General features: G+C 73.0%; 13 protein-coding genes, 2 tRNA genes and 1 other RNA gene. 8 read left to right on the forward strand and 8 right to left on the reverse strand.

What is annotated here, in order from left to right:
* Positions 1 to 88 precede the first annotated feature (88 nt).
* On the reverse strand, positions 89 to 2,176 hold the full coding sequence (locus OHS17_RS17335) for a TerD family protein (protein ID WP_330312904.1): 2,088 nt from the start codon (positions 2,174 to 2,176) through the stop codon (positions 89 to 91).
* A 264-nt stretch (positions 2,177 to 2,440) separates the two neighbouring features.
* Here OHS17_RS17335 and serS point away from each other — a divergent pair, with 264 nt between their 5' ends.
* The gene (serS, locus tag OHS17_RS17340) at positions 2,441 to 3,733 is read left to right on the forward strand and encodes a serine--tRNA ligase (protein WP_330312905.1); all 1,293 of its coding nucleotides are present in this window, start codon (positions 2,441 to 2,443) and stop codon (positions 3,731 to 3,733) included.
* A gap of 6 nt (positions 3,734 to 3,739) precedes the next feature.
* On the opposite strand, the gene OHS17_RS17345 is transcribed toward serS, so the two are convergent.
* A complete protein-coding gene (locus OHS17_RS17345) occupies positions 3,740 to 4,633 on the reverse strand; it encodes a phosphorothioated DNA-binding restriction endonuclease (RefSeq protein ID WP_330312906.1) in 894 nt (297 codons plus the stop codon).
* 516 nt (positions 4,634 to 5,149) lie between these two features.
* On the opposite strand from OHS17_RS17345, the gene OHS17_RS17350 reads away from it, so the two are divergent.
* Complete coding sequence (locus OHS17_RS17350) at positions 5,150 to 6,595, forward strand: hypothetical protein (protein WP_330312907.1); 1,446 nt, start codon at positions 5,150 to 5,152, stop codon at positions 6,593 to 6,595.
* Between the two features lie 77 nt (positions 6,596 to 6,672).
* Here the strand turns inward: OHS17_RS17350 and OHS17_RS17355 are convergent.
* Positions 6,673 to 6,760: transfer RNA gene (locus OHS17_RS17355), tRNA-Ser, on the reverse strand.
* 111 nt (positions 6,761 to 6,871) lie between these two features.
* On the opposite strand from OHS17_RS17355, the gene ffs reads away from it, so the two are divergent.
* The 6 genes from ffs (at position 6,872) to OHS17_RS17385 (ending at position 15,158) form a co-directional block, all read left to right on the forward strand.
* Positions 6,872 to 6,966: signal recognition particle sRNA small type (gene ffs / locus OHS17_RS17360), an RNA gene on the forward strand.
* Between the two features lie 64 nt (positions 6,967 to 7,030).
* A complete protein-coding gene (locus OHS17_RS17365; RefSeq protein ID WP_330312908.1) occupies positions 7,031 to 9,205 on the forward strand; it encodes a DNA polymerase III subunit gamma and tau in 2,175 nt (724 codons plus the stop codon).
* A gap of 70 nt (positions 9,206 to 9,275) precedes the next feature.
* Positions 9,276 to 10,544 carry a phosphoribosylamine--glycine ligase gene (gene purD / locus OHS17_RS17370; protein ID WP_330312909.1) on the forward strand — a complete coding sequence of 423 codons (1,269 nt, stop codon included), beginning with the start codon at positions 9,276 to 9,278 and terminating at the stop codon, positions 10,542 to 10,544.
* 241 nt (positions 10,545 to 10,785) lie between these two features.
* Complete coding sequence (locus tag OHS17_RS17375) at positions 10,786 to 12,471, forward strand: hypothetical protein (protein ID WP_330312910.1); 1,686 nt, start codon at positions 10,786 to 10,788, stop codon at positions 12,469 to 12,471.
* Between the two features lie 195 nt (positions 12,472 to 12,666).
* A complete protein-coding gene (locus OHS17_RS17380) occupies positions 12,667 to 14,130 on the forward strand; it encodes a N,N-dimethylformamidase beta subunit family domain-containing protein (protein ID WP_018101745.1) in 1,464 nt (487 codons plus the stop codon).
* A 116-nt stretch (positions 14,131 to 14,246) separates the two neighbouring features.
* The gene (locus OHS17_RS17385; RefSeq protein ID WP_330312911.1) at positions 14,247 to 15,158 is read left to right on the forward strand and encodes a phosphoribosylaminoimidazolesuccinocarboxamide synthase; all 912 of its coding nucleotides are present in this window, start codon (positions 14,247 to 14,249) and stop codon (positions 15,156 to 15,158) included.
* 52 nt (positions 15,159 to 15,210) lie between these two features.
* On the opposite strand, the gene OHS17_RS17390 is transcribed toward OHS17_RS17385, so the two are convergent.
* The 5 genes from OHS17_RS17390 to OHS17_RS17410 form a co-directional block, all read right to left on the reverse strand.
* Positions 15,211 to 15,283, reverse strand: a tRNA-Gly gene (locus OHS17_RS17390).
* A 22-nt stretch (positions 15,284 to 15,305) separates the two neighbouring features.
* Positions 15,306 to 15,917: a response regulator transcription factor gene (locus tag OHS17_RS17395; protein ID WP_073863787.1), complete on the reverse strand. Its 612-nt coding sequence runs from the start codon at positions 15,915 to 15,917 to the stop codon at positions 15,306 to 15,308.
* 2 nt (positions 15,918 to 15,919) lie between these two features.
* Complete coding sequence (locus tag OHS17_RS17400) at positions 15,920 to 17,251, reverse strand: sensor histidine kinase (RefSeq protein WP_330315281.1); 1,332 nt, start codon at positions 17,249 to 17,251, stop codon at positions 15,920 to 15,922.
* An 18-nt stretch (positions 17,252 to 17,269) separates the two neighbouring features.
* Complete coding sequence (locus tag OHS17_RS17405) at positions 17,270 to 18,085, reverse strand: ABC transporter permease (protein WP_330312912.1); 816 nt, start codon at positions 18,083 to 18,085, stop codon at positions 17,270 to 17,272.
* Complete coding sequence (locus tag OHS17_RS17410) at positions 18,082 to 19,026, reverse strand: ABC transporter ATP-binding protein (protein ID WP_330312913.1); 945 nt, start codon at positions 19,024 to 19,026, stop codon at positions 18,082 to 18,084. The genes OHS17_RS17405 and OHS17_RS17410 overlap by 4 nt, the downstream gene beginning before the upstream one ends.
* Positions 19,027 to 19,069 lie beyond the last annotated feature (43 nt).

Consider the following 19,069-nt stretch of genomic DNA (forward strand, 5'->3'; position numbering starts at 1 on the left):
GCATCATGACGAGCGCCGGGGGCGACGGCCAGCACAACCACCGCCGACCGAGCGGTTTGCAGCCGTTTGCCGGTCAGCGGGGGCCGGCTCAGGCCCCCGCGGGCGCCGGGACCCGGGTACTTTCCGGCTCCGGGGCGGGTGTGCGGCGGGTGCGGCGCTCGGCCTGCGCGAGGTGGGCGATCACGTGCGAGTGAAAGCGGTCCACCGCGTTGTCGACGCTGCGGATGAACCCGGTCTCGGCGTTGCCCCGCGTGGCGCCCATGCTCTTGAAGAGCGAGAGCCGGAACCCGGTGATCCGGCTGCCGTCGCGGGGAAGCACGTCGCCCGGCTCCGGACGCAGGCGTTCCAGGGTGCCGCGCGGGCCGTTCTGCCCCTCGACCAGCGTCTCGACGTGCAGATCGGCGGGTGCCTCGGCGAGCTGCCGCATCAGGCGCTTGGCCGACGTCAGCGGATAGGCCCCCTCGGGCACCGGGATCTCCACCGAGGTGCGCAGCTTCCCGGTCCGCAGGTCGGCGACGATCGTGATGGTGCCGGGCGATCCGTCCACCCGCAGTTCGGCGGCGAGCCGCCCCTCCTCGCAGAGCCGGTCGGCGTGCGCGGCGCGCCGGGAGAGGGCGGTGGTGCCGCGCGGGGTGCGCTGGACGGGCAGGGCCTTCTGCCCCAGCTCGCCGCCGATCCGCAGGCAGACCTGGCGGATGAGCCGTTCCCAGCTCTCCACGACCTCCACGGCGCGCGGGTCGCCCTGGCTGAGCGTCTCCTCGTCGATGCCGTTGCGCACGGGCACCCACGAGGGGCCCATGTTCTGGAAGCCGTGGCAGCCGGAGTTCTCGTGCTGGAGGTAGTGCAGCAGCTCCTGAAGGAGCCACGCGTGGGCGGCGTTGCCCACACCCTCGTGCCGGATGAGCATCTGGGCCTGGTGCGCCACCTCCGCCCACGAGAGGTGCCACAGGGCCACCTTGTGCTTGCGCCGTCCGTCGGTCTTGACCTCGACCAGCGGGCTGCCCTCCAGCGCCACGTCGTTGGAGAGCGTGATCACCGCCTCGTAGCCGCGGCGGGCGGCGATGTCCATGTAGTTCTGGACCTGCTCCGACTTCAGCGCGTTCCCGTTGGTCTTCGTCTCCACGAGCGCGGTCCACAGCTTCCCCGCCCGCTCCACCCGGATCACCCCGTCGGGACGCTTCGGGGTCTCGCCGTGCGGGAGGGAGACCTCGGTGAAGGTCTGCATGCGCCCGGCGGGGGCCCCGAAGGCGGCGGTCAGCCGGCGCCCGAACTCCGGCACCTGCGCCATCACGGACAGCAGCACGGAGGTCGCCCGGACCTCGCGCTCCTTGTCGCTCTTGAGGTTCGAGGCGGGGAAGAGCCGTGCGGCCCGCCAGGAGTCGTTCTCGGCGAGCGACTTCGTGGCGAGGGCGGGCAGGGTCACCTTCTTCTTCGCCGTACGGGCACGGGGGCGCTTGGGCGCGGGGGCGGCCGGCTGCTCTTCGACCGCCGAGGTTTTCGGGCCGGGCTGCGCGGGAACGGCGGGGAGCGGCTGGGCGGCACCGGCGAACTCGGCGGCGGGCGGGGCGTCTTCCCCGTCACCCGGGTCCGCAACCGCGTGCGCGGCCTCGTCCGCCGACTCGTTCTCGCCCTCGTCGTCCACGTCGATGCCGAAGTCGGTGGCGAGTCCGGCGAGCCCGGTCTCGTAACCCTGGCCGACGGCCCGGTACTTCCACTCCGTACCGCGCCGGTACAGCTCGCCGAAGATGAAGGCGCTCTCCACGGACGCGTCGCCGATCGAGAACCCGAGCAGCACCTCGCCGGACCGGTCGGCGACGGTCATCCGCAGGTCGTCCAGGTCGCCGAAGCGGGAGCCGCCGTACCGGCTCGCGGCAACGACCAGGCGCTCGACGTCCTCGGGGACGGCGGTCAGGTCGAGGCTGATGCGGTCCTCGCTGCCGCCGTCCGTCGGCGTCTTGCCCAGCAGTTGCACGCTGCCGTCGGCCGCGGAGGGGTTGTTGTAGTAGAAGAAGTCGGCGTCGCCCCGGACCTTGCCCCCGGCGTCCAGCAGGAGCACGGACACGTCCGCGTCGCCGTCCCCGGCGGTGCTGCTCCAGCTCAGGCTCGCGATGACCGTGCCGGCATCGTCGCTGAGGTCCGCAAGCCCGACGTTGGCACCCTTGGTCATCTCACGCATGCAGTCCCCCAGACGCGCGGCCGCGTCGGGTCGCGCCCTGGCGACGGCAGCAGGTTGTTCCGTGACGCAGCGCAACTCGCCGCACACGGGAGAACCGTATCCCCCGTATGGACTATCCGTGAAGGAATCGTGAAGTCCGATTGCGGTCCGCGCGGAGCCGGTGAGGTGGCCCCGCCGATATTGCGAGTCGTGCGCGGTGCGCTGATTGCTACCGTCGGTCCCACAACGCACGGACCCGTTCGCCGGACCAGAAGGATCTTCCTCATGCATGATGCCCGCGCCCTGATCGACATGGGTGCCGAAGCGGTACGCCGGCTCGCTCGTCGCGGTTACGCGCTGGACCTGCCCGCGCTGGAGGAGCTCCAGTCCCGGCGGAACCAGAACATCCGCTCGGCGGACGAGCTGCGTGCGGAGTCCAAGCGGGTGGCGAGCGAGGTCCAGCAGACGGCGCGTCAGGGCGGTGACATCACCAAGCTGAAGGAGCGGGCCCGCGAGCTGAAGGACGAGATCCGGAACATCGACGCGGATCAGGAGCAGGTCCAGGAGCAGCTGAACGACCTCCTCCTCAGCATTCCGAACCTCCCGGCCGACGCGTCCCCGGACGGCGACAGCGACGCGGACGCGGTCGAGGTCAGGCGCGTGGGCACGCCGCCGGTCTTCTCCTTCGAGCCGAAGGACCACGTCGACCTCGGCGAGGCGACGGGCATCCTCGACTTCGCCCGGGCGACCAAGCTCTCGGGCCCCCGCTTCGCTGTCACGCGCGGCGCGGGCGCGGCCCTGGAACGCGCCCTGGCGACCCTCTTCCTCGACCTGCACACCCGCCGCCACGGCTACGTGGAGCACGCGGTCCCGTATCTGGTCACCCGTAAGACCATGACCGGCACCGGACAGCTCCCGAAGTTCGAGGAGGACCTGTTCAAGACCGGGGTGGCCGACCGCGAGCTGTTCCTCATCCCGACGGCCGAGGTCCCGCTGACCAACCTGTACGCGGACGAGATCATCCCGCCCGCCGAGCTTCCCCTCGCCCTGACCGCGCAGACCCCGTGCTTCCGGTCCGAGGCGGGTTCGTACGGCCGGGACACCCGGGGCCTGATCCGCCAGCACCAGTTCTCCAAGGTGGAGATGGTCCGCATCGTCGACCCGGCGGAGGCGGACGCGGAGCTGGAGCAGATGGTCGGCCATGCCGAGGCGTGCCTGAAGGAGCTCGGCCTCGCCTACCGCGTCGTCATGCTCGCCGCCGGTGACACGGGCTTCTCGGCGCAGCTCACGTACGACATCGAGGTCTGGATCCCGAGCCAGAACACGTACCGCGAGATCTCCTCGGTCTCCAACTTCGGTACGTTCCAGGCCCGTCGCGCCCATATCCGCACCCGCGACGAGAACGGCAAGCCCAAGCTCGTCGCCACTCTCAACGGCTCCGGCCTCCCCATCGGCCGCACCCTGGCCGCCCTCCTCGAGCAGTGCCAGCAGGAGGACGGCTCCCTCGTCCTCCCCGAGGCCCTGACCCCGTACCTCGGCTTCCGCCGGATCGCGGCGGACGGGACGCCGGAGGCGTAAGGGGCCTCAGACCGCCGCCGCGCGCGGCTCGCCGTGGAACACCTCGCGCGCGTGCCAGTCGCGGTGGTCCCGGGCGACCGGGGCGGCGGAGGACTGCGGCCCGATGAGCGGGCGGCCGGCGAGCGCTATGACGTGCGCGCCGGCCGCCGCGCTGTGGCCGACGAAGCTCTGCGAGACGAGGATGCGGTCGTCGGCACCGAGGCCGAGGACCCCCTTGTCGAACAGCTTGTGGTGCAGGGAGCAGAGGCAGAGCCCGTTCTCGACCACGTCCGGCCCGTCGAACGCCCACCACCGCACATGGGCGGCCTCGAGCCCGACGGGCACGGCGCCGATGCGCCCGTCGTACCCGCAGAACGCGCACCGGTACTCGTACGCCGTCAGCACCCTCTCCCGCATCCGCGGATCCCGCCCCCGCCGCGCGGCCGCTCCCGCCTCGGCGATCTCGGCCGGCTGGAGCTCCAGCCCGACCGCCTCGCACAGCTCCTCGTGCAGGGAGGGCGGGAAGTTGAGGTCGAGCAGCACCCGCGCCATCCGCCCGAGCAACGACGGCTCCCGCCGCAACGCGTCCCGCAACTCCGGCACCAGCCGCCCGGTCGCCCCCGTCGCCCGCAACTCCCGTACGCCGGTGCCGGGACTCCCCGCCCCGTGATCGGTGCGCACCTCCCACACCCCGTCGCTCACGAGATGGTGGAACGGATACGCGGGCGTCGTCGCACGCCCCGGCCCGTACTCGTCCAGCAGCCGCTTCAGATCCGCCTCCACGGAGCTGTACCGCAGTTCCCCCGCGGCATCCTGCTGAAACCGCGCAAGCGCGTACAACACCAACAACGGCTTGTGCGGCGCCCGAACCCCACTCCGGGTCCACTGCCGCAGGGTCGCGGTACGTTCCAGCCAGTCCATGCGTCAGCCGGATCTCCTCGTGAGGGCCAAGCGCTGCGAAACACCGCCGATCATGGCACAGGGCTGTCCGGCTGCCCCGTTGTCAGCGCGGATCAGCCCCATCGACGCCGGTTTTCCGTACACCGTCCGCGATACGGAACGGCGTTTGCCCAGGGGGACTTGGACACTACGATCCATGTTCATGACAGATATGGCAGGCAGCGGTTACGCACCCGTCCTGCTGGTGATCCGTCGCCACGTCGACTGCTGTCGGCAGTCCAGCGCGCTGTGTCGCTGACGTAACCGGCCCGCCCTCAGCCGGGCAGCCGTTCCCTTCCTCGCGGCCCTTGCCGCCGTGCCCTCGTCGCCGACCGCTTCCGGTCCGTACCGCGCGGACGTTGTTTCGTGCCGGGCCCACCCGATCCGATTTCCGGGGCGGGTAGTGACGCGGGACGGCCGAGGGCGTCGCTTTCCCGGTCCCGTAAGCCGGCCCCTTCCCGGCCGGCCCGCGTGTTACTCGCCCGATTGGACATCGCCATGCCGCGTCTCCCGTTGTTCCCGCGCGCCGCCGTGCTCGGTGCCGCCGCTCTTCTCGCGTTGGGGTCCGCCTTCCCGGCGCAGGCGGCCACGGTCTTCGACCCGCTCCCACCGCACAACCCGTACGCGGGGCCCCAGGGCACCGCGACCATGCACGGCGACACCGGCTCGTCCGACGCCACCCCGCTGCCAGGCCCGGGCACCGGACCGCTGACCTCCAGGCGCGTCACCCTGCAGTCGGCCTGCCCGACCGTCCTGGTCGGCGCCGACGGATACCCCGTGGCGCTCTGCACGCCGATCCTCGGCCAGGTCCCCACCGTGCACCTGCTGGACCCGGCGACCGGCGACTCGCTGGCCGAGCTGAAGATCGCCAAGGGCTCGCTGCTCGGCGGGGTCTACGCGTACCTCGACCACCAGGACCGGCTGGTCGCGGTGGACGGCGACCGCACCCTGCTGCGCATCGCCCACCGCCGGACGGCCTCCGGCGGCTGGGAGTTGTACGTCGCCGACTCGCTGTCGCTGACGTCGGCCGTACCGGAGGGGGACGCGGTCACCGGCATCTCGCCGGACTGGCAGGGCCGGGTCTGGTTCGCCACCGGCGGCGGCATCGTGGGCACGGCCGACGACCGCACGGGCGCCGTCCACGCCCTGACGCTCCCCGCCGGGGAGCGCGTCGACAACTCCATCTCGACGGCGCCCGCCGGCACCGCCGTCGCGACCACGCAGGCCACCTATCTGCTCACCGCCGGGGACGACGGCGTTCCCGGCATCGCCTGGCGGCAACCCTACGACCGAGGGCCCGCGCGCAAGCCCGGCCAGCTCAGCTGGGGCACCGGCTCCACCCCGACGTTCTTCGGCCCCCGCACCGGCACCGACTACCTCACGGTCGTGGACAACGCCGCCCCCACCGAGAACCTGCTCGTCTACCGCACGGACACCGGTGCCCAGGTGTGCTCCGTCCCCGTTCTCCGGACCGGTGGCAGCGGCAGCGAGAACTCCCCGGTGGGCGCCGGCAACTCCGTCTTCGTCGCGAGCACCTACGGATACCCCTATCCCGCGCTCCCCGACGACGCGGGCCCGTCCACTCCGGCCTCCGCCGACTTCGAGGGCGGCCTCAGCCGCGTCGACGTACGCGCGGACGGATCCGGCTGCGACCTGAAGTGGGACACCAAGATCCGCTCGGCGGCCGTACCCCGGCTGTCCACCGCGGACGGCCTCATCCACACGGTCGTCCGCGCCCCCGCCCTCCCCTTCACCGACACCACCTCGATCCTCGACTCGTTCTTCTACGCCGAGATCGACCCCGCGACCGGCAAGACCGTCCGCACCCACTACCTCGGCACGAGCGCCCTCTACGACACCCTCCAGATGGTCGGCTCCATCGCCCCCGGCGGCGTGATCTACCAGGGCACCATCACCGGCATCCTGCGCGTCGGCAACGGGTGACCCTCCAGAGCCCGAACGCGTCGAAGGCCCCCGCAGCGAACTGCGGGGGCCTTCGATGTATTGCCCGGTGAGAGCAATGGCGGAGGATACGAGATTCGAACTCGTGAGGGGTTGCCCCCAACACGCTTTCCAAGCGTGCGCCCTAGGCCACTAGGCGAATCCTCCGCGGCAAACAATACAAGACGTTGAGGAGTGCTCGCGAACCCGTTCCCCGGGGAGGGGTCGGGACGGTGGCCGAGGTGGACTTGTGGGGGTGGGGATCGGCTAAGGTGGGCGTCAGCCCCTCACGTGGCGCTATCTGACTGAACTCCCCCAGGGCCGGAAGGCAGCAAGGGTAGGTCGGCTCTGGCGGGTGCGTGGGGGGCCCTTGCGTTTCCGGGTGGTGCGGGTCACGGTCGGGGCCGGTTGTCAGTGCGCCCCGATAACCTCGTAGGTGTGTCGTCCCTTGCGCTGTACCGCCGCTACCGCCCCGAGTCGTTCGCCGAGGTCATCGGTCAGGAGCATGTCACTGACCCGCTCCAGCAGGCCCTGCGGAACAACCGGGTCAATCACGCGTACCTGTTCAGCGGCCCGCGAGGCTGCGGCAAGACGACGAGTGCGCGCATCCTGGCCCGCTGCCTGAACTGCGAGCAAGGGCCCACGCCCACGCCCTGCGGGGAGTGCCAGTCCTGCCAGGACCTGGCGCGCAACGGGCCGGGGTCCATCGATGTGATCGAGATCGACGCCGCTTCGCACGGTGGCGTGGACGATGCCCGTGATCTGCGGGAGAAGGCGTTCTTCGGACCGGCGTCGAGTCGTTACAAGATCTACATCATCGACGAGGCGCACATGGTGACGTCGGCGGGGTTCAACGCCCTGCTGAAGGTGGTGGAGGAGCCGCCGGAGCACCTGAAGTTCATCTTCGCGACCACGGAGCCCGAGAAGGTCATCGGGACCATTCGGTCGCGTACACACCACTATCCGTTCCGCCTCGTGCCCCCCGGGACCTTGCGCGACTACCTCGCCGAGGTCTGCGGCCGGGAGAACAGCCACGTGGACGACGGCGTCCTGCCGCTCGTCGTGCGCGCCGGGGCCGGGTCCGTGCGTGACTCGATGTCTGTCATGGACCAGCTGCTCGCCGGTGCGGGCGACGAGGGTGTGACGTACGCCATGGCGACGGCACTGCTCGGCTATACGGACGGCTCGCTGCTCGACTCGATCGTGGATGCCTTCGCGGCGGGCGACGGGGCCGCGGCCTTCGAGGTCGTGGACCGGGTCATCGAGGGCGGCAACGATCCGCGCCGGTTCGTCGCCGACCTGCTGGAGCGGCTGCGCGACCTGGTGATCCTGGCCGCCGTGCCGGACGCGGGCGAGAAGGGGCTGATCGACGCCCCCGCCGACGTCGTGGAGCGCATGCAGGCCCAGGCGTCCGTGTTCGGCGCCGCCGAGCTGAGCCGCGCCGCAGACCTGGTCAACGAGGGGCTTACGGAGATGCGTGGCGCCACCTCGCCACGCCTCCAGGTCGAGCTCATCTGCGCCCGCGTCCTGCTGCCCGCCGCCTTCGACGACGAGCGCTCCATGCAGGCCCGGCTGGACCGACTGGAGCGGGGCGCCTCCTTTGCCACCACCGGCCCGGGGCCCGCCATGGGCTACGTGCCCGGCCCCGAGGCCCTCGCCCACGCACCGGTCCCGCCCGCCCCCCAGCCGGACGCCGGGCCCGCCTCCGCCCGCGCTGCCGTCCGGGGCGACGCGCAGCCCCCCGCCCCGGCCCCGGTGGCGCCCCGGACCCCGCCCCCCGCCCCCGTACAGGCACCGCCGCCCGCGGAGGCGCCCGCCGCCGGGCAGCGGCCCGGTGCCTGGCCCGCCGCCGCGCCCGCCCCGGACCAGGGGCGCCGGCCCGGTGGCTGGCCCACCGCCGCCGCACCCGGCCGGGCCCCCGCCCCGCCCCCGGCTGCGACCCCGACCCCACAGAGCGCCCCCACAGCCCCCGCCGCGCCCGAGACCGCTCCGGGCATGGCGCAGGGCGCAGGCCAGGTGCGCAACATGTGGCCCGACATCCTGGAGGCGGTGAAGAACCGCCGACGTTTCACGTGGATCCTTCTCAGCCAGAACGCCCAGGTGACCGGGTTCGACGGCAGCACGCTGCAAATCGGCTTCCTCAACGCGGGTGCGCGGGACAACTTCACGAGCAGCGGCAGCGAGGACGTGCTGCGGCAGGCGCTGGCGGAGCAGTTCAACGCCCAGTGGAAGATCGAGGCGATCGTCGACCCGTCGGGTGGCGCCGGACAGCCCCCGCAGCCCCCCTCCGGCGGTGCCCAGCGCCCGTACAGCCCGCCGCCCGCCGCGCCGCGCCCCGCCGCGCCGGCCCCGCAGTCGTACGAGCGGCCCGCCGCCCCCGCGCCCGCCCCGGCACCGGCTCCCGCGCCCGCTCCGCAGCAGCCGGGCTCCGGCTCCTCGGCCGGGCCGCCGCCCGCCTCCTACGCGGCCCCCGAGGCGCCGAAGCCGGTCGCCCCGGAGGACGACATCCCGGAGGCCGACGACCCCGACCTGGTCGACTCCGCCCTCTCCGGGCACGAGCTGATCGTCCGCGAGCTGGGGGCCACGGTGGTCGAGGAGTTCAACAACGAGTAGGCGGGCCGCCCCCTGTCCACGGACCGGCGTCCGTCAAGGGCGCGGCGCCCCGGCGGCTAGGCTGCACCCCGTGAAGGTCCTCGTCATCGGCGGCGGCGCCCGCGAACACGCCCTGTGCCGCTCTCTGTCCCTCGACCCCGACGTCACCGATCTGTACTGCGCCCCCGGCAACGCCGGCATCGCAGAGGTGGCCGAACTGCACCCGGTCGACGCCCTCAACGGCGTCGCCGTCGCGCGCCTCGCCGCCGAGCTGGGCGCCGGGCTGGTGGTCGTCGGCCCGGAGGCGCCGCTCGTCGCCGGTGTCGCCGACTCGGTGCGCGCCGCGGGCATCCCGTGCTTCGGCCCGTCCGGTGCCGCCGCGCAGCTGGAGGGCTCGAAGGCGTTCGCCAAGGACGTCATGGCCGGGGCGGGCGTGCCCACCGCCCGCAGCTACGTGTGCACCACGCCCGCCGAGATCGACAGCGCCCTCGACGCGTTCGGCGCGCCCTACGTGGTCAAGGACGACGGTCTCGCCGCGGGCAAGGGCGTCGTCGTGACCGAGGACGTCGAGGTGGCCCGCGCCCACGCGCTGGCCTGCGACCGGGTGGTCATCGAGGAGTTCCTCGACGGCCCCGAGGTGAGCCTCTTCGCGATCACCGACGGCACCACCGTGCTGCCGCTCCAGCCCGCCCAGGACTTCAAGCGCGCCCTCGACGGCGACGAGGGTCCGAACACCGGCGGCATGGGCGCGTACTCCCCGCTGCCGTGGGCCGACCCCAAGCTGGTCGACGAGGTCATGGAATCGGTGCTCCAGCCGACCGTGGACGAGATGCGCAGGCGCGGTACGCCCTTCTCGGGGCTGCTGTACGCGGGCCTCGCGATCACCTCGCGCGGTGTGCGGGTCATCGAGTTCAACGCCCGGTTCGGCGACCCGGAGACCCAGGTCGTCCTGGCGCGGCTGCGGACGCCGCTGGCCGGTGTGCTGCTCGGCTCCGCCAACGGCACCCTGGACCAGCTGCCGCCCCTGGTGTGGCGCGACGAGGCGGCCGTCACCGTGGTCATCGCCTCGCGCAACTACCCGGGCACCCCGCGCACGGGTGACCCGATCGAGGGGCTGGACGAGGTCGCGGCGCAGGACGCCCCGCACGCGTACGTGCTGCACGCCGGCACCAAGAGCGACGGCGACACCGTCGTCAGCGCGGGCGGCCGAGTGCTGTCCGTGACGGCGACGGCCGACGACCTCGCGGGCGCCCGTGAGCGCGCCTATGCGGCTGCGGCGCGGATCCGGCTCGACGGTTCCCAGCTCCGTACGGACATCGCCAAGAAGGCCGCGGAGGACGCGGCGGCCGCCGGAGCCTGAACCGGACGCGCGGTGGGCTCCGGCCCGTACCCCGCTGACCCCTCGCACCTCAACACCTTTGACCAAAGCCATTCCATCGAGTGACGGCTGAGCCATCCGGATGACGCCCGCCGCACCCCCAACTAGGGTGCGGCGCAAGCGTTCCGGCACTTGGCCCACCGGCATTGCGATGTCAGTGGCCGGTGCCACAGTGGGGGAGTGAGCAACACCGCCGTGGGGGCAGAGGGGGTGAGGTCCAGCCGTGTCCGGTACCGGTACGGGTGAGGAGCCGGGTGCGCGGGCAGCGACGGCCCGGGCGCTCGTCCTGCTGCGCATCCGCGGCAGGGCGACAGCTGTGGCACTGCTGCCCGCCGCGCTGGCCGTGGTGCTGTTCGCCGCAGGCGCGCGGGGGTTCGCGGACGGCGGCGGCTGGGACGCGGCGCGCTGGGCCGTGGCCGTCTGCGCGGTCGTGGTCCTGCTGATCGCGGGAGCCGTCGCGCTCGCGGTCGTACGGGCGAAGCCGGCGGTCAGCCCGACCGTCCCGCTCAGCGAGGCGGCGGCGCCCGACCTCTACCGCCTGGTCCGCGAGCTGGCGGACCGGCTCGACGTACCCGCGCCCTCGGCCATAGCCCTCACGCCCGACTGCGACAGCTGGCTGGAGGACCGTACGCATCCGGCGTCCGACGGCTCCGCCCGCCGGACCGAGGCGGCCCCCGTGCTGGTCATCGGCTCCCCGTTCCTGTGGTGGATGCGGGTCGCCGAGCTGCGTGCCCTGCTCGCCCCGGTCGTGGCGGGCACCAGCGCCTCCGCCCAGCCCGACATAGCCGCCGCCCGGCGCTTCGTCCGGGGCCTGGACGGGGCGGTCGCCGATGCCGCCGTCCCCGCCCGCGGGCCGGTGCGCCGGGCCCTGCGGCTGCCGCGCGTCTTCGTCGGGCGGATCGCCCGGATACTGCTGCGCAGCTGTCGCGGTCATGCCGCGGAGATGGAGCGGGGGGTCGCGGCCGCCGCGTCCTTGCGGGCCCGGGAGGTGGACTACGGGCTGCGCATCGTCGCGCAGGAGCAGGTGGGCCTCGCCTACGCGGGCTGGGACCGGCTGCTGACCCGGGTCGCGCTGCCCGCCTGGCGGATGGGCCGCTGGCCCTCGCAGCTGGACGCGGGCGTGGTCGCCGCGCTCACCGAGCTCTCCCGCCGCGACCGGCTGGCCGAGGGGTACGCCTCCCGGCTCGGCGAGCGGCCCGCCTGCGACCTCCTGGAGGAGCCGGGGGCGGCCGACGAGGCGGCGTCCCTGCTGGCGGCGCGGCTGTTCCACGGCGGGCCCGCCGAGACCGGCCCCGACTGGTCCCCGGTGGACTGGCAGCAGTATCCGGACGAGGTGGTCGACCGGAAGTGGCGCTCGGAGGCGGCCCGGCTGCACCGCGTCCTGGACGCCGTGGGCGTGCCGCCCGCCGCGGCCGTCGGCGGGGTGGCCACGCTGGACCGCGTGGTCGAGCACCTGGAGGCGGGGGAGGCCGGTGGCGAGGAGCTGGCGGCCGGGATCACCGCCGCCGTGGCCCGCGAGGAGGCCGAGGCTGAGGACGAGGCGCAGAGACGGGCGAAGGCCACAGCCCCGGGCGCCCTGTCCGCCCCCGACCCCGCCGCCGGGGACGATCTCCTCGCGCTCTGGGGCCCCGACCCGCTCCCGCTGTTCCCGCTCCAGCCGCCCCGTACCGGCACCGAGCTGCTCGCCGATCACGTCGCGGCCATGGTCTGCTGCGCCGCCGTGGACACGGCGGGCGCGGCGCCCGGCCTCGACTGGCTCGACGGGCCCACGCTGCTGGTCGACGGCGAGCGCCGCGCGGACCTCGGCAGCCCCGTCCTCAGCCTCATCGAGGACGGTGACGCCGGACCGCTGCGGTCCTGGCTCGCCTCGGTCGGCGTACGCACCGACAAGCCCGTCCGTCTCGTCTGAAACAGGCCCCCGCCGACCGGGGCCCGGGGCGGACGGGATGGCCGAGAACAACCGCATAACCGGAGCGACAGCTTCCGTTAACGTCAATTCACGACGAACGGTGACGGAGTGCGTGCGTTATGTGATGTGCTGGGGAACGGCGCTGACTGACGGCGCACCACAGTTGATCCGGGGGCCTGAGGGAGGGGGAGCGTGATGGGGGCTGAACAGATCCGTCGGTGGGAATCGGGTGCCCTGGCGCATGCCGTGACCGACCCTTTCGGCCAGGGGCCGCTCCCCTGGCTGCGCGGCAGCGAGAACTACTTCGACGACACCGGCCAGGTCGTGCCCTGGTACGTGGACCCCACCCTGTCCCGCGGCTCCACCGGCGGCGGCACCCGCACCGCCGACGATGTGCGCCGCCAGATCAAGGGCTTCACCTCCACGGGCGCCGCGGCCCCCGGTGAGGCGATCGACTTCCACATCACGGTGGACCCGCCGCAGCAGTTCTCCGTGGACGTCTACCGGATCGGCCACTACGGGGGCGACGGCGCCTCGAAGATCACCACGAGCCCCCGGCTCTCGGGCATCGTGCAGCCGGCCCCGCTCACCGCCGACCGCACGGTCTCCTGCCACCACTGGTGGCTGTCCTGGCGGCTGCAGATCCCCAGCTACTGGTCGCTCGGGGCGTATGTCGCCGTTCTCACCACACTCGACGGCTACCGCTCCCACATCCCGTTCACGATCCGCGACAACCACCCGGCGGACCTGCTGCTCGTCCTGCCGGACGTCACCTGGCAGGCGTACAACCTCTATCCGGAGGACGGCCGGACCGGCGCCAGCCTCTATCACGCCTGGGACGAGGAGGGCCGGCTCCTCGGGGAGGAGGACGCGGCGGTCACCGTCTCCTTCGACCGCCCCTACGCGGGCGCGGGCCTCCCGCTGCACGTCGGACACGCGTACGACTTCATCCGCTGGGCCGAGCGCTACGGCTACGACCTCGCCTACGCCGACACCCGCGACCTGCACGCGGGCCGGGTCGACCCCACCCGCTACCGGGGCCTGGTCTTCCCGGGCCACGACGAGTACTGGTCGGTGCCGATGCGCCGGGCCGCCGAGCGCGCCCGCGAGCACGGCACCTCCCTGGTCTACCTCTCCGCCAACACCATGTACTGGCAGGTCAGCCTGGGACCTTCGGCGTCCGGGGTGCCGGACCGGCTGCTCACCTGCCGCAAGCGCAGGGGGCCCGGCAAGCCCGCGCTCTGGCGTGAGATCGACCGCCCGGAGCAGCAGTTGCTCGGCATCCAGTACGCGGGCCGGGTCCCCGAGCCCCACCCCCTGGTGGTGCGGAACGCGGAGCACTGGTTGTGGGACGCGACGGGTGCCGGTGAGGGCGACGAGATCGAGGGCCTGGTGGCGGGCGAGGCCGACCGCTACTTCCCGCGCACCACGCTGCCGGAGCACGACAACCGCATCCTGCTCGCCCACTCCCCGTACCAGGACAGCGAGGGCGTGATGCGGCACCAGGAGACCTCGCTGTACCGGGCCCCGTCCGGCGCGCTCGTCTTCGCCTCGGGCACCTTCGCCTGGTCCCCGGCCCTGGACCGCCCCGGCCATGTGGACCCGCGCATCCAGAAGGCCACCGCCAACCTCCTCGACCGCATCTGCAAGCGCGCCTGACCGGAGACGCCCACCCCGCGCTCCCGCGCCCACCCGGACGGCACCCCTCCGCAGCCGGCCGTTCCCGGATACGGGACAATCGGAACGGTTCTTGGAACAACGTACGCGGAGGCAGCGTGTCCGGATTCGTAGAAAAGCCCGAGCCGGTGCAGGTGCCGGGGCTCACCCACCTGCACACCGGCAAGGTGCGCGACCTGTACCGGAACGAGGCCGGTGACCTCGTCATGGTCGCCAGCGACCGGATGTCCGCGTACGACTGGGTGCTGCCGACCGAGATCCCGGACAAGGGCCGCGTCCTGACCCGCCTCTCGATGTGGTGGTTCGACCAGCTCGCCGACCTCGTGCCGAACCACGTCCTGTCGACCGAGGTGCCCGCCGGGGCGCCCGCCGACTGGGAGGGCCGCACGATGATCTGCAAGTCGCTGCGGATGGTCCCGGTCGAGTGCGTCGCCCGCGGCTACCTGGCGGGCTCCGGCCTCGTCGAGTACAACGCCTCGCGCACCGTCTGCGGCATCGGCCTCCCCGACGGCCTGGTCGACGGCTCCGAGCTGCCGGGCGCGATCTTCACCCCCGCCACCAAGGCCGCCGTCGGTGACCACGACGAGAACGTGAGTTACGAGGAGGTGGCCCGCCAGGTCGGTACGGAGACCGCCGTCGCGCTGCGCCGGACCACCCTGGACGTCTACGGCCGGGCCCGCGACATCGCCCGCGAGCGCGGGATCATCCTCGCGGACACGAAGTTCGAGTTCGGCTACGCGCCCACCGCCGACGGCGGCGAGGAACTGATCATCGCCGACGAGGTCCTGACCCCGGACTCCTCCCGCTTCTGGCCGGCCGCCTCCTGGGAGCCGGGCCACGCGCAGCCGTCGTACGACAAGCAGTTCGTCCGCGACTGGCTGACGTCCCCCGCCTCCGGCTGGGACCGCAAGAGCGAGCAGCCTCCGCCGCCGCTGCCCCAGGAGATCGTGGACGCGACCCGCGCCAAGTACATCGAGGCGTTCGAACTCCTCACCGGCACGTCCTGGTAGGAACGCCAAATGAAGAAGCCCCCGACCGAAAGGCCGGGGGCTTCTTCATCTGAGCGGACGACCAGGTTCGAACTGGCGACCTCAACCTTGGCAAGGTTGCGCTCTACCAACTGAGCTACGTCCGCAAACGCCGAAGCGCGAGACCTACTATACCCATCCCCGCTCGCGCGCGAGACGCACTGCCGCGTGACGGTTCTCCGCACCCAGCTTCGAGGCGGCCGCCGAGAGGTAGTTCCGTACGGTCCCCTGCGAGAGCGAGGCCCGCTCGGCGATCTCCGAGACCGGCGCCCCGTCGACCGCGAGCTCCAGCACCTCGGTCTCGCGCACGGTCAGCGGGGAGTCCCCGGCGGCGATGGCGTCGGCCGCCAACTCCGGGTCCACGTAACGGTTCCCCGCCCGCACCGTACGGATGATGCCGGCCAGTTGGCGGGCGCTCACGGTCTTGGGCACGAAGCCCCGCACGCCCGCCGCGAGGGCCCGCTTGAGATGGCCGGGCCGGCCGTGGCTGGTCACGATCATGGTCCGGCAGTCCGGGAGTTCGGCCCGCAGCGATGTGGCCACGCTCACACCGTCGGCCCCGGGCATCTCCAGGTCGAGCACCGCGACGTCCGGGCGGTGGGCCCGGGCCATGGCCAGCGCCTCCGGACCCGTCGCCGCCTCCGCGACCACCACCAGGTCCTCCTCCAGCGCGAGGAGGGCGGCGAGCGCGCCCCGGATCAGATGCTCGTCATCGGCGAGCAGTACCCGTACCGCGGTCATCGTCATTCCTCCACGAGGCCGGATCGCGACCTCACCATCACACCCGGGGCCACCATGACCGCGGGACGCAGGGCCAGGGGCGCGCGGCGTGCCGCCGGGGCCTGCGCCAGCGGGATCGTCGCCGTCAGCCGGAACAGGCCGCCCTTCGCCGGGCCCGCCTCCAGCATCCCGTCCAGCGCGGCGAGTCGTTCGCGGAGACCGGCCAGTCCGGAGCCCGGCCCGTCCGAGGTGGGCGGGGGCGCCGTCCCGGCGGGCGCCGCGCCGTCGTTCTCCACCTCGAGCGCCACGGAGCCGACGGAGACCGCCACCCGGATCACGCAGTGGCGCGGGTCGCCGTGGCGCAGCACGTTGGTGGCCGCCTCCCGGACGACCCAGCCGAGCGCCGACTGCACGGGCGCGGGCAGGTGCTCGCCGCTGTCGCCGGTCACCGTGCACTCGATGCCGGCCGCGCTCAACACCCCCTGTGCACCGGCCAGTTCCGTACTCAGGTCCGCTTCGCGGTAGCCGCGCACCACATCGCGTACTTCCTGTTGCGAGGCGCGCGCTATCCGCTGCACCTCGATCATCTGGTCCACCGCCTCCGGCCGGCCGCGCTGGGCGAGCTCCACCGCCAGCTCGCTCTTGAGCGCGATCACCGCGAGGTTGCGGCCCAGCACGTCATGCATGTCCCGCCCGAACCGCAGCCGTTCCTCCGCCACGGCGAGCCTGGCCTGTATGCCCCGGGCCTGCTCGGCCTGCCACATGACGCTCATGCTCCACGCGCTGGGCCGGACCGAGATCAGGACCAGCACACAGCCGAAGAGGCTGCAGGGCAGCACTCCCGCCAGGGTGCCGCCCCGGACGCCGGCCACCGCGAGGGCGCCGGTGATCAGGGCGGTGAGACAGAGGGACTCGACCAGGAAGCGGCGGACCGGCACCAGGAGCACCCGCGTGATCACCAGGGCCATCGGCGCGTTCAGCGTCATGAGCAGCAGCCCCGAGCCCTTGACGCCGTCCGCCCCGGCCAGCGCCGCCAGGAGCCCGACGGCCACGACCAGAAGCACCACGGGGGCCGCCAGGCGCCGCCCCGGGAAGACGGAGATGCCCAGGTAGTGCTCGTAGGAAGCGTGCAGGTTCCGGTTGCTCAGCAGGCACTGCGCGAGGCTCACCAGGAGCAGCGCCAGACCGAGGGCCAGCGGCAGCGGGGCGTGGCGGATGTCGTGGTCGAAGGGCGCCCCCTGCCAGGCCAGGGCGAAGAGCCAGGGGATGCAGGAGACGGTGAACCGCGAGTACAGGTCGATCCGCTCCATCTTGCTGCGCTCCTGCCAGCCGCGGTACCAGCCCCGTACGCGCATCACGGCCCAACCTCCTCGTCAGCGGCGGGGGTCCCAGCGGAACCACCGCTGCACAGCAAACACGGCCAGTGCCGTCCAGACCAGCCCGGTCAACGCGGCGCCGAGCAGGTCGGTGCCCTCGGGGCCGCCGAACCAGCCGGCCCGGACCAGGGTCATCACACCGGTCAGCGGCAGGTACGCGCAGACCGCCGCGAGCCGGTCGGGGAATATGTCGAGCGGGATGAAGAGGCCCGAGCCCATCATCGAGACGAGGAACAGCGGCAGCGTCGTCAGCTGGGCGGTCTGCACGGTGCGGGTGATCACGGAGGTGACCGCGGCCAGGACCGTCAGCAGCACCACGCCCAACAGCAGCCCCGCCACGAGCAGTTCCGGGCGCTCCGGTGCGCCGAGGCCGAAAAAGGCGATTCCGGCGACGACGATCACCGCGCTCTGGGCCAGGGCGAGGGCGCCGGCCGGAAGGGCGGTCCCGGCCAGGATCTCCCCGTCGGTGACCTCGCCGGTGCGCAGCCGCTTCAGGACCAGCTCCTCGCGCCGGGCGACGTAGGCGGAGGCCAGGTTCATGTAGACGGCCTGGATGAGCACGGTCCCGACGCCGCCCATGAGCGTCGCTCCGGCGACGCTGAGCCCGGTCCCGTCGAGGTCGACCTTCTCGAACGCCGACTTCATCGCCATGATCATGGCCGCCGGCATGAGGAGCGCGACGAAGATCGCCGTCCTGTTCCGGGCGAGCAACGACAGTTCGGCCCGGCCGAGGGCCGCCAGTCGGCTCACGGCCGTCGTGCGCGCGGGGGCGGCTCCGGGGGTAGTCGCGGGGGTGGTGGTCGCGGGGGTCACGGGACGGGCACCTCTTCGGTTTCGGCGGCGGACTTCGCGATGTCGAGGAACGCCTCTTCGAGGGAGGCGGAGCGGGCGTCGAGCCCGTGGAGCCGGACGTCCGACTCGGCGGCCCAGCCGAGCAGTTCGGTCAGGGCGTCCTGGAGGCGGTGCGTCCGTATCTCGACCCGGGGGCCCTCGGCGGCGGCGCGGAGCTCCAGGGGCAGCCGTGCCGCCGGAACGCCCTCGGGCAGTTCGAAGCGGATGCGGGCGGGGCGGGCCGCCGTCACCTCGGCCGTGGTGCCCGCGGTCACGATCCGGCCGCGGTGCATGATCGCCAGTCGGTCCGCGAGGGCCTCGGCCTCCTCCAGGTAGTGCGTGGTGAGCAGCACGGTGATGCCGTCCTCCTGGAGGCGGCGCACCAGCGCCCAGGTGTCGCGGCGGCCCTCCGCGTCGAGACCGGTGGTCGGCTCGTCCAGGAAGAGCACCTCGGGCCGGCCGAGCAGCGCCAGCGCCAGGTCGAGCCGCCGCCGCTCACCGCCCGAGAGCTGCTTGACCCGGACGCGGGCGCGGTGGCCGAGCCCGACCAGCTCCAGGGCCTCGCCGGTGGGCCGGGCACCGCTGGTGCAGCCCGCCCACATCCGTACCGTCTCGGTCACCGACAACTCGGACGGGAAGCCGCCCTCCTGGAGCATCACGCCTATCCGCGGGCGGACCCGCGCGCGCTCGCCGTAGGGGTCGTGGCCCAGCACGCGGACCGTGCCGCCGTCCGGCAGGGCCAGGCCCTCCAGGAGCTCGACGGTGGAGGTCTTGCCGGCCCCGTTCGTACCGAGGAGGGCGAAGAGCTCGCCGCGGGCCACGGAGAAGGAGACGCTGGACACGGCCTCGAAGCCGCCGGCATAGCTGCGCCGGACGTCTTCCGCCTGGATCACGCACTCTCGGGACTTGTCGTCGCTGGTCATGTCTTCAGGTTTCCGTCCGCGCCGGGCCCGGGGCAGTGCGGAC

It is taken from the genome of Streptomyces sp. NBC_00523 (genome assembly GCF_036346615.1).
Lineage (GTDB): Bacteria > Actinomycetota > Actinomycetes > Streptomycetales > Streptomycetaceae > Streptomyces.